Below are 16,073 nucleotides of genomic sequence, written 5' to 3'. Positions count from 1 at the left end.
CGGCGCGTTCGAAACCGAGGGCGTGCAATGCGACTAGCCAATACCGGGTTCCGGAAGAGCCGCTACTAGCCCTTGCCGCATGCAGAGATATACGAGTTCGATGTCGGACCGTACGCCGAGCTTGGATTTTATCTCGCTATGGTAGTTCGCCACGGTCTTCGGGCTGAGGTTGAAAGCCGACGCGATCTCGTCCGTCGATTTCGCGTCCAGGATCATGCGAAGAACCTCGAACTCCCGCGGCGAGAGCTGGTCCGTGGCGGAGACGTCATCGTACAATCTGCTTGCCGCCAAGGCTTGATTGATTTCGGCACAAAGCGCGGGCCGACCCATGAAGACGTCGCGGATGGCGCTGACCAGAACCTCAGGCGAACTGCTTTTCGTGACATAGCCCCGCGCACCGGCACGAAATGCCTGCTGGGCGTAGGTCGCGCTCGCGTGCATCGTGAAAACGAGGACGCGGGCGCTGGAATCCAGTTGGCGTATCTGCCGGATGAGGTCGATGCCTCCCCGTCCCGGCATCGAGATATCGACGACGAGGACATCAGGATTGAATTTCTTGAATGCTTCGTAGCCCGAGGCCGCGTCGTTCGCCTCAGCGACGACCTCGATGCCCGCATGCTTTTCGATCAGCCGGCGATAGCCCTCGCGCACAACGGCATGATCATCGACCAGCACGACGCGGATGCCCATGATGCTCAGGCCTCCTGCAGCGATGTGGGAAACTCCACTTGAAGCCCGAAGCCGCCGCTGGACAGCGGACCTGCGGCGAACTTGCCGCTCAGCGCGGCGACCCGCTCGCGCATTCCGATCAAACCCGCCCCTGCGAGGCTCGCAGGCTTGCGGACGGCTGGCGACCCCGATCCGTCATCGACGACCGAGAGGCGGATTCTCTCCTCGCCCCTATCGGCATGCCGGGCCAGCAACACCCGCACGTTGCGCGCATTCGCATGCTTGGAAGCATTGGTCAGAGCTTCCTGCACGATCCTGTAGACGTGAGCGCTGGTCTCGGCCCGGAGCTGCTCCACCTCTCCCGTGATCTCGATCGAGAAGCTTGTATGTCCCCGCGCGCGCTCGTTGTGCTGCTCGACAAGAGCCTTCAGGCTCTGAACCAAACCCAGATCGTCGATTTCCTGGGGGCGCAGATGGGTGAGCGTCCGACGCAACGAGATCATCAGGCTGGACGCCATCTTCTCAAGCTCCCGTGCCTCGTTGACGAGCTCCGGCGCGTCGGTTTGGGTGCTCCTTCTTAGGCACGCCGCGAGCGCGTTGAGCGCCGCGAGCTTCTGGGCAATCTCGTCATGCAGCTCGCGTGCGATGCGACGCCGCTCCTGCTCCTGCATATCGACAAGGCGACGCGCCAGCTCGGTACGCTCGGACGTGGCCTTGCCAAGCTCCTCGGAGACGGCGTTGAAGACCTCGCTGATGCGATTGAGCTCCGTTAGGCGGAAGGCCGGAAGTCGGCATGCGAGGTCGCCTCGCGCCAGGCGGTTGAGGCCGGAAAGGATGTCCTTTGCCGGTAGAAGCGCGCGATCGACGACAAGATAGGTGACGAGGCACAGGGTGGCGACGAGGGCGGCCGACAGACCAAGGAGCGGCGAGATCGTCGCCCACGCTTGTCCGGCCGTGGCTATGGGATCATACGCGGCCACGATGGTGCCCTGATATACGCCGCGATAGTAGAGGGGCGTGGCTGCCGTCAGGTTGTTGTTTATGAGCAGACGATAAACCTTGAGGAACCATTGCGGCGTGCCGGTCGATCCGACGTCGAAGCCGGCGCAGCTCGAGCGGTTCCGCGACGCATCGGTCCCATGAAACTCCACGCATTGGCCGGGCTGCAAAGCATAGCTTGAAACAAGGTCCCAATCCGGGAAGCGCTTCGGTACGTCCGTCGACCTGTCGATGCGGGAGAGCTGCAGATCGAGCTGACGGCCCGCGAGCTCGACGAGGGTCACGTTCCGCCCCTTCGCCTCGCGCGCGGCCGCATAAAGTGCAAGTCCCGAACCGGCCAGGAAGCACGTGAGCGCCACCAACGTGATGCGCCTCACCAAAAGCCACTTCAGATCCATGACGACGCCTCGCCCGTCCCATTTTCCCTCAGGCTAGAGGCCCCAATCTGGGCTGTGAAGGCCCGTACCCTCGGCTCGGGAAATTTTCACATACTTCCTCGGGCGAAGCGCACTGTTCGCCGACCTCGAGCCTTCTTAGGCTTCCCTCGGATGGTGGGTACTGGAGACCTGCAGCAATGGAGCAGCTTGGAGCGAACGCGTTTCGACAGGCGCTGCAATGGCTTTCCGAGACTGCCCCGTTGCGCTGGAGGGAGGCGCTCCTGTTTGTGCTGGTGTCTGCCGCGGTGGCGACCTCCGTGGCTTTCGCCGGGGTTCACCTGCGGACGCTGAGCCAGACGGCAGCCGAGCAGCCACGCCTTATGAGTGGGCTTGACGGTCCAGCCGAGGTCATGGGGACCCGTTGCCTGGATCGGAGTGCAAAGAGCCCTGGAGTGCTTCCCTCGTTCTAAGGATTCAAAAAAGTTCAACGTCAAAGGAGGAAAGAACTGGCAATGAGAAAAGCTCTGATCGCTGCCGCATTGGTCGTGCTGGCAGGCACCGCGTTCGCCAAGGACGCCGCCCACGAGGCCAGGGAGTTGAAACCCGCTGACATCCAGTTCGAGGACAACCCGGCGTTTCCGAAGGGGGCGCAGTCCCAGCTTATTCACGGTGACCCGGCGAAGCCGGAATTCTTCATCATCCGCCTCAAGTTCCCTCCCAACTATGTGGTACCCGCGCACACGCATCCAGCATTCGAGTCCGTGACTGTCCTCACCGGCTCCATGGGCAGTGGCATGGGCGAGACGGTCGAGAAGTCGACAGGCAAGATGCTCGAGGCCGGGTCCTTGCTCCTGCTGCCGGCGAACCATCCGCACTATGTGTGGACGGAGGACGAGGAGACGATCATCCAGGTGGCGGCCACCGGCCCGTTCGACATCATCTACGTCAATCCGGAAGAGGACCCGCGAAAGAAATAGCGTGCTGCCGGTTCGTCGGAGCACCGGGTCTTAGGCGTATGGCCCGGTGTGATGACGCTACCTTGGTTCAAGCGGGCTTGTTGCCCGCTTGAACCACAGCTATTTCGGCACGGTGATCGTTTCCGTTCAGAGGGCGCCTTTCGAGGACGTAAATGCGCAGGCCTTCCGAGCACGTCCAGTTTGCCCTGCGCTGCCTTGTCCGGCGCACTCACTCTTGGAGCCTATCCATGCATAGCTCATTGAAACTCGGCTTCCTCCTGCCGGCGCTGCTTGCACTCGCCTTCGGATCTTCGGCTGCCCTGTCCGGGGACATTGACGATGGCCGCTTGAAGTCAGCCGGCGAGAATCGCGGCGACTGGCTCCTGTATGGGCGTGACTATGGCCAGCAGCGGTTTTCGCCGCTCGATCAGATCAATGTCGCGACTCTCAATCGGCTTGTGCCCAAGTGGATCTATCAAACAGGCAGCGCGGCGACGTTCCAGACATCCCCCCTGATCGCCGACGGCGTCATGTACCTCACGGCGCCCAACTCTCACGTCATCGCCGTAGATGCGAAAACCGGGCGCGAAAGATGGCGCTACGATCACAAGCGTGCGTCCGAAAAAACCTGCTGCGGACCGGCCAACCGCGGTGCGGCGATCGGCTATGGCAAGGTCTACGTCGCAACTGTCGATGCCCGCCTTGTCGCGCTCGATCAATCCACCGGTAAGCCGCTTTGGGACATTGCGCTCGCCGAGCAGTGGTCGGGCGCGACGGAAGACAAGGGCGTCCTGGCGGCGGGAGACCCGCTGCATGGGAGGAACATCACAGGGTCGACGGGTGCCGGCGCCGTCATCGCGCCACTCGTCTACGACGGCAAGGTCATCGTCGGCATCACCGGCGTTGGATACGGGCTGCATCTCGACAGTCCGCGACCGGGCGCACCTCTGGGCGCGGTGGTGGGCGTCGCGGGCCGATACGGGCGCCCCGGCTTTCTCGCCGCCTACGACGCCGAGACGGGAAAGGAGATCTGGAAATTCGAGACCACGCAGGAGGGCTGGGAGGGAAGCTTCCGAAGCGAAACGCCGGACGGCGTGCCGCTCAACCGCGATATCGCGGCCGAAAAGGCGAGCCTCGCGCAACATGCCGACGCCTGGCAGCATGGCGGCGGCTCGATCTGGCATACGCCGGCCGTCGATACGGCGACCGGCCTGCTTTATTTCGGCGTCGGGAACCCTTCGCCCCAGGCCGCCGACAGCACGCGGCCGGGCGACAATCTCTACACGGTCTCGCTCGTCGCGCTCGAGGCGGCGACCGGCAAGCTTGTCTGGCATTACCAGCAGGTGCCGCACGACATGTGGGGCTACGACGTTGCCAGTCCGCCGACTCTGTTCGATGTCGAGGTGGACGGAAAGACCGTGCCTGCCGTCGGCGAGGCGAGCAAGCTCGGCTGGTACTACGTCCACGACCGCCGCAGCGGCGAGCTGTTGTTCAAGTCCGACGCGTTCGTTCCACAGGACAACCTGTTCGCGAGGCCGACACCTCAAGGCGTTCGCGTATCGCCGGGGCCCGCCGGCGGCTCCAATTGGTCACCGGCATCGCTCGATGCATCGCGTGGGATTGTCTACGTGGCCGGAATGCATGTCCCGATGATCTATCGCACGGACGAGCTGCCCGCGGATGGCGACAAGCCAGCGGTGCCCTATTTCATCATCGAGCCGTCCCACGAAGAAAACTGGGGAACGCTGACGGCCCTCGACCTCACCAGGAAAGGCCGGATCGCGTGGCAAACCAAGACGGACCAACCCCTCGTCGGCGGTGTGTTGGCAACAGCGGGCGGACTGGTCTTCACCGGCGAGGGTGGAGGCGATTTCTCGGCGTTCGACGCCAAGACCGGCGCGAAGCTCTGGAGCTTCTCCTGCGGCGCAGGCGTCAATGCGCCGCCCGTGAGCTATGAACTAGACGGCGAGCAGTACATCGCAGTGGCGGCGGGAGGCAGCCAGATCTGGGGCTTCCGACAAGGCGGCGCCGTGGTCGTGTTCGGTCTCACGAAGGAATAGACGCAACCGTCAATTTACCGCAGCGGCTGCCAGTCGGGGTGGTCGAAGCGCTGGGCGTAGATGGCGAGCGAGTCGTCGATGATGAGGATGCCGTCGATCGGCGACATCGAGCTGTCCGCTCCCGCCACCGCGGCCGCGCCGCGTTCAATGTAGCTTGCAAGCTTCTCGATCTCGCCGCGCGTCTCGGCCTGCACCTGCGTTCCGGCCTTCAACCGCTCGACGGCTGCCTTGACGCGTGTGTGGAACGTGCGCGCGTCGGCCGGCGGCATGCGCCGGTGGGTGACCAGCGTGTGCACGTTGAGCGTCAGGTCGCGGATCGCCTTCATCTCCGTGCGTATGGCTTCGTCGGTCGGCAGCTTCCCCGGCGCTCCCGCGTGGGCTGAGACGACCAACAGAGCGACGGCGAAAGCGAGCCAGAATGTGCGCATCATGCCCTCGCCTTCTCGCGCAGCACCGCACGCCAGCCGATATCCGTGCGCCAGAAGCCGCCGGGCCAATCGATCTTGGCGATCGCCTCGTAAGCGCGGGCCTGGGCTTCGGCGACCGTCGCGCCCAGCGCCGTGACGTTCAGGACGCGGCCGCCGTCCGCCAGCAGGCGTCCGCCCTCCCGCCGCGTTCCGGCATGAAAGATCTGCACGCCGGCCACGTCGCCGGCACCCTCCAGGCCCTTGATCTCGGTGCCCTTCTCGGGCGTGCCCGGATAGCCCTTGGCGGCCAGCACGACCGTCAGCGCCGCGTCGTCGCGCCAACGCAGGTCGAAATGATCGAGCACACCGTCGGCGGTGGCGATCATCGCCGCCAACAAGTCCGACTGCAGGCGCATCATCAACACCTGCGTCTCGGGATCGCCGAAGCGCACGTTGTACTCGATCAGCTTGGGTCCGTCGGCGGTGATCATCAAGCCCGCGAACAGAACGCCCTTGAACGGCGTGCCGCGCGCCGCCATGGACTCCACCGTAGGCCGGATGATCTCGTCCATGATGCGCGCGGAGAGGGCAGGCGTGATCACCGGCGCCGGGGAGTAGGCGCCCATGCCGCCGGTGTTCGGCCCGGTGTCGTCGTCGCCGACGCGCTTGTGGTCCTGCGCGGTTGCGAGGGCGAGCGCCGTCCTGCCGTCGCAGAGCGCGAAGAAGCTCGCCTCCTCGCCGTCGAGGAACTCCTCGATCACGACCTCCGCGCCGGCGGCGCCGAACGCGCCGGCGAAGCACGCGTCGACCGCCGCCTCGGCCTCGGCCCGCGTTGCAGCCACGACGACGCCCTTGCCGGCCGCGAGGCCGTTCGCCTTGACGACGATCGGCACCGGCTCAGCCGCTAGGTACGCCTTTGCCGACGCCGCGTCCTTGAAGCGGCCGTAGGCGCCGGTCGGGATGCCCGCCTCGCGGCAGAGGTCCTTGGTGAAACCCTTCGAGCCTTCGAGCTCGGCCGCAGCCTTCGACGGCCCGAAGTGCTTGGTGCCCGCCTGGGCGAGCGCGTCGCCGAGCCCGCCGACCAGCGGCGCCTCCGGGCCGATCACCACGAAGCCGATCGCCTTCTCCTTGATAAAGGCCAGAACGGCGGCGTGATCGGCCACATCGAGCGCGATGCATTCCGCCAGCTCTGCGATGCCGGCGTTGCCGGGGGCAGCGTAGAGCTTCGTGAGCAGCGGGCTCGCGGACAGCGCCCAGGCGAGCGCATGCTCGCGTCCGCCGCCGCCGATCAGGAGAACATTCATTGATGTCAAGGTCCTAGCGCTTTGGATTGTTTGCCGCGGGGAGCGGATTGTTTTTCGCCCACCGTGTATCATCTATCGGCGGACAAACAAGCAAGGACCGATTCGTTGGCCAGCCCTCCCTCTCCCACGGCGAACCGCGCCGGCAACGTCGTCGAGTTCACCGTCTCGGAGCTCTCGAACGCGGTCAAGCGCGCGCTCGAAGAGGGCTTCGGGCATGTGCGGCTGCGCGGCGAGGTGTCGGGCTACCGCGGCCCGCACGCGTCCGGCCACTGCTATTTCTCGCTCAAGGACGACAAGGCCAAGATCGACGCCGTGGTGTGGCGCAGCGCCTGGGGTCGGCTCAAGATCAAGCCCGAGGAGGGCATGGAGGTCATCGCCACCGGCAAGGTGTCCTCGTTCCCCGGCTCGTCGAAGTACCAGATCGTCATCGAGAGCCTGGAGCCCGCGGGGCTCGGCGCGCTCATGGCGCAGCTCGAGGAAAGAAAGCGCCGCTTCGCCGCCGAGGGTCTGTTCGCTGAGGAGCGCAAGCAGCCGCTGCCGTTCCTGCCGCGCGTGGTCGGCATCGTGACGAGTCCCACCGGGGCCGTCATCCGCGACATGCTGCACGGCTTCCGCGAGCGGTTTCCGACGCGCGTCGTCGTGTGGCCCGTGCGTGTGCAGGGCGACGGCAGCGCGGCCGAGGTCGCGCAGGCCATCCGCGGCTTCAACGCCATAGCGCCCGGCGGTGCGATCCCACGCCCCGACGTGCTGATTGTTGCGCGCGGCGGCGGCAGCCTGGAGGACCTGTGGGGCTTCAACGACGAGATGGTGGTGCGCGCCGTGGCGGCGAGCGATATCCCCGTGATCTCGGCGGTGGGGCACGAGACCGACTGGACGCTGATCGACCTCGTCGCCGACGCCCGCGCGCCGACGCCGACCAAGGCCGCCGAATGGGCGGTGCCCAAGCACTCGGACCTGCTGGATCAGACGGGCAAGCTCGGTCTCCGGCTCACGGTTGCCGTGCGGCGCGTGCTCGAAGCCCTGCGGCGCGACCTCAAGTCGGCGGAGCGCGGGCTGCCGCGCGCAGAGGATCTGGCGGCGCTGCCGCGCCAGCGGCTCGACCATATCGCGCATCGTCTCGACGGCGCCTTGACGGCGCGCGTCCAGCGCTGTCACACGCGCTTCTTCCAGGTCGCCGGGCGGCTGCCCTCCCCGCGGTCGCTTGTCATCCACCCGCGCCAGCGCATCGACGCGACCGGCCTGCGTCTCGGGCGCGCGCTCTCCGCCAACACGCAGGCACACCATACGCGCCACGTGCGCATCGCCTCGCGCCTGCACCACCGCCTGCTCGCGGTGCGCGTGGCGCGTTCCGCGGACCGCCTCGACGGGCTCGCGCAGCGCGCACGCGAATGCCTGGCCAAGACCGCGTCCGTACGCCGCGCCCGGCTGGAACGGGCGTCGGGGCGCTTGCAGCCGGCGCCGATCCGCCATCGCGTCGAGCGCTGCGGGGAGCGCCTCGAGGCGCTGGCTCGGCGCGTCCAGCGCGCGCTCGCCGCCGGCCTCGCGCAGCGCCGTCATGCGCTCGACGGGCAGGCCAAGCTGCTCGGCTCGCTCGGCTATCACAGCGTGCTTGCACGCGGTTTCGCACTCGTCCGCGACGCCGACGGTGCCACGGTACGCGCTGCGTCTGCCGTGAGCCAGGGCCAGGCGCTCGAGATCGAGTTCGCCGACGGGCGCGTGCGCGCCGAGGCCAAGAGCATCGCAAGGGCAGGCCGGGACCCGTCTGCACGCCCGGTCAGACCGTTGCCCGAAAGGGATGCAGACGTTCCCCCGAAACGCCCCGAAAAGGACCAGGGCTCGCTATTCTGATAAGGAATTCATCCCGTAGCGCCTTGACGCCGCCTTGCCGATTGGCGATGTGAATGCGGCCGCCTTCCCGCGGCGTGTTTTCCGAGGCTGAGGTTTCATGAACCGCTTCGACAAGCTCTTCGGCATTCGGGGCGAAGCCCAGGTGCGCTATCTCGACGGCGAGTTCCAGGTCGTGGCGCCGGGCGAGTTCGTGCGTTGCGCGGTGACCGGCCAGAAGATCGACCTCGCGGACCTGCGCTACTGGAGCGTCGAGCTGCAGGAAGCCTATGCGTCAGCCGACATCTCGCTCAACCGCTACCTCGAGGCCGTGCGCGGCCGCGGGCAGGGCTGACGCTCTCCAGCCCCCCAGCATTCGCTTCCTTGGATCTCTCGGCCCAAGCGTTTGACGTCGAGCAAGCAGAAACTTGCGTGGGTCCCGGCCGTCCATGCGAAGCATGGCTCCGCCATGACGCCGGGATGACGTTTGCTATGTGGATGTCGCCAGCCTCCTTCTGACGTCATCCCGACGCAGGTCGGGACCCACACAAGCCTCCACAAACGCGGCATCGGCAGGATCCTCGTGCAACAGCGCAATGGACTCTCCAGGGCGAATGAATGGTGTTGCTTACCCGCGTAGGTATCCGTTCTTCAGGGCGCCGTCGATGAGGGCGGTAAGGCGCAGGAGATCGCGCTCCTCGAACGTGACGGCGATGGGCAGCGTGCGCGAGCGCGCCGCGAGGTCCGCCAGGGCGCCCGCGGCACCGGCGAGCCGCGCCAGATCCTTCTCCGTCGTGACGAGCTCGGCGCCGGTCGCGTCGGCCTCCGCCAGCAGGTGCACCGCCTCGGCTTCCGTGAAGGCGTGATGGTCCGGAAACGTGCGGCGGGTCAGCGTGGCGGGCGCGTAGCCTGCGAGCATGCGGAAAAAGCGCTCCGGATCGGCAATGCCGGCATAGGCGAGCAGATTGCCGTCCGTGATCCACGACACGTCGCCCGTGGGCGCCACGGCGCCGCGCAGCACGGGGCCGTGAAAGCGCTTCTTCAAGTCCTCGAAGACGGGCGGCTCCGCATCCGGCGCATCGGCGCCCATGACGGCGATGCAGTCGACGAGCCCGAGCTGGAAGGCGAGACGCGCGCGGAGCGGCCCTGCGGGGATCACGCGCCCATTGCCGAAGCCGCGCCGCGCGTCCACCACCGCGATGGAAAGATCCTTGGCGAGGCTCGGGTTCTGCAGCCCGTCATCCATGACAACGGCCGCGACGTCCCCTGCCCGCTCGATGGCGACAAGGCCCGCCTTGCGGTCGCGGGCCACCATGACGCGTACGCCCTGCGCGATGAGCAGCGGCTCGTCGCCCACCTCGCGCGCCGTGTGGTGCTCGGGGTCCACCCACGCCGGGCCGGCCAGCGATCCGCCGTAGCCGCGCGAGAGGCAGACGGCCGCCTTCTCCTTCTCGGCGAGCCTCGCGATCAGGAAGCGGGTGAGAGGGGTCTTGCCCGTGCCGCCGGCCGTGAAATTGCCGACACAGATGACGGGCAGCGGCGCGCGATAGGGAACCGCCGTCCGGAATCGGCGCTCGACCGCGGCGGCGTAGACGTCGCCGACGGGCGCCAACAGCCGCTCCGCAAGCGTCACGGTGCGGCCGTCGCCGTACCACCAGCCAGGCTCGTCAGGACGCACGGCGTACACGCGAGCTTTCAGGCAGCATCTCGACAAGGGCCGCGACCGTGCGGTCGAGCGCGCCGGACAGAGACGCGAGTGCTGCCTTAGCGCCGTCGCGCATGCGGGCAAGCTCGCCCTCCTGCGTGAGCGCCTCCTCGACGGCGACGGCAAGCGCCTCGGCGGAGGCGACCTCGCGCGTGCCCTTGTGACGGAGAAGCGCGCGATAGACATCGCGGAAGTTGGTCCAGTGCGGGCCAGTCAGCGGCACGGCGCCGTGGCGGATGGCCTCGATTGGGTTCTGGCCGCCGTGCGGGATGAGCGAGCCGCCGATGAACGCCACGTCGGCGAGCGCATAGAGCGTGCCCAACTCGCCGATGGTATCGACGACGTAGATGTCCGTCGCCGCATCGGGCCGCTCGTCGGCCGAGCGCAGGGCGACCGTGAAACCGCGCGAGCGCAACCGGCTTGCGATGGCTTTGCCGCGTCCGGGATGGCGCGGGGCGATGATGGTGCAGAAACGGGGAAGCCGGGCCGCGACGAGGCGATGCGCCTCCGCCACGACCTCCTCCTCCGGATTGTGCGTGCTGGCCGCGACCAGCAGCGGCCGGCCGTCGAGCGCCCGGCGCAGCCGATCGAGCTCGGCCGCATCGACCAGCGGCGGCGGCGCGTCGATCTTGAGGTTGCCGATGGCACGCACTTTGCGCGCACCGAGGCGCTGCAGCGTGCGCGCGAAGGTCTCGTTCTGCGCCAGCGCCAGATCGAAACGCGAGAACAGCGGCAGCGAGAGGCCGCTGAACCATTTCCAGCGCCGTGCGCTGCGCCGCGACATGCGCGCGTTGACGAGCGCCAGCGGGATCTGCCGGCGCGAGACATCGACGATCAGATTGGGCCAGACCTCGCTTTCCACGAAGACGGCGAGATCGGGCTTCCAGTGGTCGAGAAACGCGCTCACGTACTCCGGTACGTCGAGCACGATGAACTGGTGCAGCGCGCGCGGCGGAAGCCGGCTTCGGGCCATCGCGGCGGACGTCAGGGTGCCGGTCGTAAGCAGGACGGAGAGGTCGTCGCGCTCCTCGAGAAGCTGCGCGATGACGGGCAGCACCGCATTGGCCTCGCCCACGCTCGCGGCGTGCATCCAGAGCAGCGGACCCTCGGGGCGCGGCGCGCTCGCCTTTCCGTAGCGCTCGCCGCGGCGGGCGGGATCCTCCTTGCCTTGGCGGCCGCGCAGCCAGAGCAGCATCGGCGCGGCGAGGCCGAAGGCGCGCGTCGCCAGCCGGTAGGCCTTGAGCGCGAGGCCTTCGGGCGCGGGCTCCGTCAGCGGCGCGGGAGGCGGCGGAAGGGCAATGCGCGCAATGTTGCCTCCGACCATCGCATAGGCCCGCTCGGTCGCCTTGTTGAGGCCCGCTTCGACGGCGCGGCGGTAGTCCTCAAGCGCGGCGGCGTCGGCCTCGGCCGGGACCCAGATCGGATCGCCGATGACATAGACGAGCTTCGAGAACGGCAGGTTGATCGTCAGGCGGCTCCACGTGGGAAACACGAGGAAGCGCGACGTGGCGACGGCAAAGGGCACGATGGGGCGGCCGGAGAATCTGGCGAGAGTCACGATGCCCAACCCCGCCTGGCGCGCAGGGCCTGGCGGAATGTCGGCGGTCATGGAGAACGTGCGCCCATCCTTCAGAAGGCGCATGGCGCCGCGCAAGGCGGCCGCTCCGCCGCGATCCTTTTTGCGGTGGGCGGCACCTGCCCCCTCTACGACCGTGATGTCGAACTTTTCAAGCAGGGTCTTGATCGCTACCGCGTCCTTGTGACGGGCCACGATGGCGGAAACCGGAAAGGTCTTTTCGTTGAACTCGTGCAGCGTCGGCATCAGCACGAACTGGCCATGCCACATGGAGAGGATGAAGGGATGCAGGGCGGCAACGCGCTCGCGGGCGTCCGGCGGATCCAGCGCAATCGTCGAGGTGGTATACACGAACCGCGTGTAGCGCTCGCCCAGCAGACCGGCGATGCGGCGCAGCCTCGACTCCCGCTGTGGCGATTGCGCCATCGATCGGCCTCTCTCGCCTCTCTTTGCTTGAGCCGCAAGCGTCTCCGACGCCCGGTCGACGGCAATTTTCCTATAGGGAATACGCATGCAACGCAACCGCTTGCGCGGCGTCCCAAGATCAGGTTCGACAGATCGCAGCGGATAGTGCTACGCAGCCCGTGAGAATCACGGGCTTCACGGGGCCGAGCGGCGGCTGCGGCCACCGGATGCGCACATGTCGCACGGGGTACTCCCAGAACAATGGCATCGCTCACGAAACGGGCAAAGCGCGCGCTTCGACGGCGGGCATGGGCCGGTGTGAAAGCCGTCAGCGCGGCGGTGCCTGCCCCCCTGCGCCGGGCCGGCGAGCCCGTTGCCCGCTATCTCGACATGCTGCTCCTGGACCACCTCGCGGTGCGGCTCTTCTTTCCCAACCGCCACCGGCTCTCGGACGAAGCATGGCGCGCGGCGCAGCCGCTGCCGCACCAGATCCGCGACCTCGTGCGGCGCGGCATCAAGACGGTCGTCAACCTCAGAGGCCCGACCGCCTCATCCACCTATCGCTACGAGGTCGCGGCGTGCGAGGCGGCGGGGCTCAAGCTCGTCGACTTCCGCATCCGCTCGCGCGCGGCGCCGACGCGGGCCGAGGTTCTGGCCGCGCGAGATCTGTTCGCGACCGTCGAATATCCCATGCTCATGCACTGCAAGTCGGGCGCCGACCGCGTGGGCCTCATGAGCGCGCTCTACCTGCATACCCGCCACGGCGTTCCCATCGCCGAGGCGCGCCGGCAACTCTCGCTGCGCTATGGACACATCCGCCAGGCCGATACGGGGGTGCTCGACCACTTCTTCGACTCCTACCTCGCGTATGCGGCCGAGACGCCGATCGCGTTCTACGACTGGGTGGAGACGGTCTACGATCCCGAGGAGGTCAAGGCGCGGCTCCACTCCAGCCGCTGGGCCAACCGCGTCGTCGACAAGATCTTTCATCGCGAGTGAGCGGAGGACAGCCGCCGGTTTTCCTTCAGACGTGTCTGGACACGTTGCCGGCAGGCGCCGCGCTCAGTTAAGGGGCACGCCGGCGGGCGGGGCGTCAGCATCGGCGTCGGACAGGAGCTGGGCGCGCACGAGGCGCGTGTAGGCTCCGCCGCGCGCGATGAGCTCGGCGTGCGTGCCGGCTTCCACCAGCGTGCCGGCCTCCATGACGCAGATCAGGTCCGCGTTCTGCACGGTCGAGAGGCGGTGTGCGATGACGATGGTCGTGCGCCCCTGTGTGAATGTCGCCAGCGCCTCCTGCACCAGCCGCTCCGACTGCGTGTCGAGGGCGCTCGTGGCCTCGTCGAGAAGCAGGATCGGCGCATTCTTCAGGATCGCGGCCGCGAGCGCGAGGCGCTGGCGCTGGCCGCCGGAGAGGCGTACACCGCGGTCGCCGATGACGGTTGCATAGCCTTGCGGCTGGCCGAGGATAAACTCATGGGCGGCCGCCGCCTTGGCCGCCGCGACGATCTCGTCGTCGGTGGCGTCGAGCTTGCCCAAGGCGATGTTGGTGCGAATGGTGTCGTCGAATAGCGTCACGTCCTGGCTGACAAGGGCGATCGAGGAACGCAGCGACGCCAGCGTGACCTCGCGGATATCCTGGCCGTCAATGCGGATGGCGCCGCCCGTGACGTCGAACAGCCGCGGCACGAGGTTGACGATGGTCGACTTGCCGGCGCCGGACCGCCCGACCAGCGCCACCGTGTGCCCTCCTTGGACCTCGAGAGTGAAATTCGTGATGGCCGGTATGGACTCGTCGCCGTAGTGGAAATCGACGTGGTCGAAGCTCACGGCCCCTTTTCCGATTACGAGCGGCTTGGCTCCGGGCAGGTCCTTGTTGGTCGGCTTCTCGTCGAGGACGCCGTAGATGCTCTCGATCGCAGCCAGTCCCTCCTGGATACGCGCCATCAGGCCGCCGACCGCCTTCAGCGGCTGCGCGGCCATCAGCAGTGCCGCGGTAAGGCCCATGAAGTCGCCGACGGTCGAGGCGCCGCTGGAGATGCGCCAGTAGGCGACCCAGATGACGCCGGCGACGGCCGCGCCGCCCAGCGCCTCAAGCAGCGATTCCAGCCGCGCCTTGACGGAGACGCCCTTGAGCTTCAGGCGGTAGACCTCCTCGAAGCTGCGGTTCATGCGCCCCGCGGCATACTCCTCGAGGCGGAAGGTCTTGATCAGGCGTGTGGCGCCGAGCTTTTCGGCGAGCAGCGAGGTCATGCCGCCGAGCTCGGCCTGCGTGCGCGTCGAGTTGCGCCGGACGCGGCGGGCGATGGTGGCGATCGGCACCACGGCGAACGGGTAGACCACGAGCACCACGAGCGAGATCATCCAGTCGAGATAGAACATCGAGCCGACGAGCGCGATGACCGAGAGGGAGTCGCGCATGATGGAGTTCATGGAGGCGAGCGTCGCCTGCTGAATGAACTGGATGTCGTTGGTGAGCTTCGACATCATGCGGCCGGGCGTATCGCGCGTGAGGCGCGCGTAGTCGGCGTTCATCAGGTGGCGGAAGGTGACGCTCTGCATGTCGGTCGCGAGCCTGAGCCCGATGCGCTGGGTGGCGACCGTCTGCAGGTAGAGCAGCGCGCTGCGCGCGAGCGTGATGGAGACGATGGCCGCCAGCACCCAGGGGAGCCACGAGACATCTCCTTCGAGCAGGTTGTCGAAGGAGAACTTGATCACCATCGGATAGGCGCCGGTGGCCAATGCCAGCCCGCCGGTCAGCGCGAGGGCGATCAGGAGCTCACGCCAGCGCGGGCGGATCCAGTCGGCGATAAAGCGCGACAGCAGCTTGCGGGAGTGCGCGTCGAGGGCGAGCGTCCGCGACTTCGCCGGGCGGCGACTCGCTTCCGGGCTTTCGTCGTTCTTGCTCGCGGTCGTCATCGTCTCGTGCGGTCCTACGCGCGCACCTTGGTGCCCGAGCCTTCCGGCTCCAGCAAGCGGTGCATATGGACGATGAAGTAGCGCACCGCCGCGTTGTCGACGCTCTTCTGCGCGGCCGCCTTCCAGGCCACCAGGGCCTCGGCATAGTTGGGATAGATCCCGACGATGTCGAGGTTGCCGAGGTCCCGGAACTCGATGCCGTCCAGATCGCGAAGCTCGCCGCCAAACACAAGGTGAAGAAGCTGCCCGGGGGACGTCTCGTGCTCGCTCATGCCTGGGATCCTCTCATCGCCGCGCTCCCGACGGCGGCGCCTCATCAAGCTATTTCCTGCCCTATCCCCGGCTCGGGTTCAAGGCGACGCTCTGCTGCGGTCCCACCGCTTTTCTTGCGCCGATCCCGGAAATCCGTCGGGATTCGCGCACGGATTGCCTTTCAGCCGCGCTCACCAGTTATTAAGCAGTCTTCTTAAGAGGATCTCCAACTTGCTGTGGCACTGTCGGGACATGGCCGCGCAAGACGGCAGCTCAGAAGTTGGCAGGGATTGAAAAAGGGATCGGCGCGGGCGAGGACAGCCTTCCGCGCCGACGCCCATTTTCCGGCCGGTTCTCAGGCGGTCGCCAAAGAGGGGCTGCTCAGAGCAGCGCCCAGGGCGCCATCAGCACCAGCACCGCCACGATCCACAAGGCGATGGTCTCGAATTTGGGTTCCGTCATTTCCGTCTCCCTTGCAAAGAGGACCTGACGACACGCGCTCATGGTACAGAGCGCCGCAGGCATTTCAAAGCCTGAACGCGCGGCTGCCCTCGATATTTACCCCGCTATTTTTGCCCAAAGTGTTGGCAAGGCGGTCCTGTTCGAGGCAGCCCGCCGCGGGC

At 67.0% G+C, this 16,073-nt stretch carries 14 protein-coding genes; 5 read left to right on the top strand and 9 right to left on the bottom strand.

Annotated features, from left to right (window positions below; all coding sequences use genetic code 11):
- Positions 1 to 33: 33 nt before the first annotated feature.
- Positions 34 to 690, bottom strand: coding sequence for a response regulator transcription factor (locus IT540_RS07660; protein ID WP_291175356.1), 657 nt, complete (start codon positions 688 to 690; stop codon positions 34 to 36).
- Positions 691 to 695: 5 nt separating this feature from the next.
- The gene (locus IT540_RS07655) at positions 696 to 2,066 is read right to left on the bottom strand and encodes a sensor histidine kinase (protein ID WP_291175355.1); all 1,371 of its coding nucleotides are present in this window, start codon (positions 2,064 to 2,066) and stop codon (positions 696 to 698) included.
- A 491-nt stretch (positions 2,067 to 2,557) separates the two neighbouring features.
- Between IT540_RS07655 and IT540_RS07650 the strand changes: the two genes are divergently transcribed.
- Together IT540_RS07650 and IT540_RS07645 are read left to right on the top strand one after the other, a co-directional pair.
- Positions 2,558 to 3,022 carry a cupin domain-containing protein gene (locus IT540_RS07650; RefSeq protein WP_291175354.1) on the top strand — a complete coding sequence of 155 codons (465 nt, stop codon included), beginning with the start codon at positions 2,558 to 2,560 and terminating at the stop codon, positions 3,020 to 3,022.
- Positions 3,023 to 3,249: 227 nt separating this feature from the next.
- Positions 3,250 to 5,061 carry a PQQ-binding-like beta-propeller repeat protein gene (locus IT540_RS07645; RefSeq protein ID WP_291175352.1) on the top strand — a complete coding sequence of 604 codons (1,812 nt, stop codon included), beginning with the start codon at positions 3,250 to 3,252 and terminating at the stop codon, positions 5,059 to 5,061.
- A gap of 14 nt (positions 5,062 to 5,075) precedes the next feature.
- Here IT540_RS07645 and IT540_RS07640 read toward each other — a convergent pair whose 3' ends face one another.
- Both IT540_RS07640 and purD read right to left on the bottom strand, forming a co-directional pair.
- Complete coding sequence (locus IT540_RS07640; protein ID WP_291175351.1) at positions 5,076 to 5,492, bottom strand: hypothetical protein; 417 nt, start codon at positions 5,490 to 5,492, stop codon at positions 5,076 to 5,078.
- Entirely contained in the window at positions 5,489 to 6,772 is a 1,284-nt protein-coding gene (gene purD / locus IT540_RS07635; RefSeq protein WP_291175350.1) for a phosphoribosylamine--glycine ligase, read from the bottom strand. The genes IT540_RS07640 and purD overlap by 4 nt, the downstream gene beginning before the upstream one ends.
- A gap of 105 nt (positions 6,773 to 6,877) precedes the next feature.
- Here purD and xseA point away from each other — a divergent pair, with 105 nt between their 5' ends.
- Together xseA and IT540_RS07625 are read left to right on the top strand one after the other, a co-directional pair.
- A complete protein-coding gene (gene xseA / locus IT540_RS07630; RefSeq protein ID WP_291175348.1) occupies positions 6,878 to 8,620 on the top strand; it encodes an exodeoxyribonuclease VII large subunit in 1,743 nt (580 codons plus the stop codon).
- A 97-nt stretch (positions 8,621 to 8,717) separates the two neighbouring features.
- On the top strand, positions 8,718 to 8,951 hold the full coding sequence (locus IT540_RS07625; RefSeq protein WP_291175347.1) for a DUF2093 domain-containing protein: 234 nt from the start codon (positions 8,718 to 8,720) through the stop codon (positions 8,949 to 8,951).
- 273 nt (positions 8,952 to 9,224) lie between these two features.
- On the opposite strand, the gene lpxK is transcribed toward IT540_RS07625, so the two are convergent.
- The gene (lpxK, locus tag IT540_RS07620; protein ID WP_291175346.1) at positions 9,225 to 10,274 is read right to left on the bottom strand and encodes a tetraacyldisaccharide 4'-kinase; all 1,050 of its coding nucleotides are present in this window, start codon (positions 10,272 to 10,274) and stop codon (positions 9,225 to 9,227) included.
- On the bottom strand, positions 10,264 to 12,303 hold the full coding sequence (locus IT540_RS07615) for a glycosyltransferase N-terminal domain-containing protein (RefSeq protein WP_291175345.1): 2,040 nt from the start codon (positions 12,301 to 12,303) through the stop codon (positions 10,264 to 10,266). The genes lpxK and IT540_RS07615 overlap by 11 nt, the downstream gene beginning before the upstream one ends.
- Before the next feature lie 297 nt (positions 12,304 to 12,600).
- Between IT540_RS07615 and IT540_RS07610 the strand changes: the two genes are divergently transcribed.
- Complete coding sequence (locus IT540_RS07610; protein ID WP_291175344.1) at positions 12,601 to 13,281, top strand: sulfur transferase domain-containing protein; 681 nt, start codon at positions 12,601 to 12,603, stop codon at positions 13,279 to 13,281.
- Positions 13,282 to 13,344: 63 nt separating this feature from the next.
- On the opposite strand, the gene IT540_RS07605 is transcribed toward IT540_RS07610, so the two are convergent.
- The 3 genes from IT540_RS07605 to IT540_RS07595 form a co-directional block, all read right to left on the bottom strand.
- Positions 13,345 to 15,198, bottom strand: a complete 1,854-nt coding sequence (locus IT540_RS07605) for an ABC transporter ATP-binding protein (RefSeq protein ID WP_291175342.1) — start codon at positions 15,196 to 15,198, stop codon at positions 13,345 to 13,347.
- A gap of 14 nt (positions 15,199 to 15,212) precedes the next feature.
- Positions 15,213 to 15,470 (bottom strand): DUF4170 domain-containing protein, encoded by a 258-nt coding sequence (locus IT540_RS07600; protein ID WP_291175340.1) that lies wholly within the window; start codon positions 15,468 to 15,470, stop codon positions 15,213 to 15,215.
- Positions 15,471 to 15,831: 361 nt separating this feature from the next.
- Complete coding sequence (locus IT540_RS07595) at positions 15,832 to 15,954, bottom strand: hypothetical protein (RefSeq protein WP_291175338.1); 123 nt, start codon at positions 15,952 to 15,954, stop codon at positions 15,832 to 15,834.
- Positions 15,955 to 16,073: the final 119 nt, after the last annotated feature.

It is taken from the genome of Hyphomicrobium sp., from assembly GCF_020852195.1.
GTDB lineage: Bacteria > Pseudomonadota > Alphaproteobacteria > Rhizobiales > Hyphomicrobiaceae > Hyphomicrobium_C.
The sequence above is the reverse complement of the archived record's forward strand: the minus strand, read 5'-3'. Positions and strand labels throughout refer to the sequence as shown.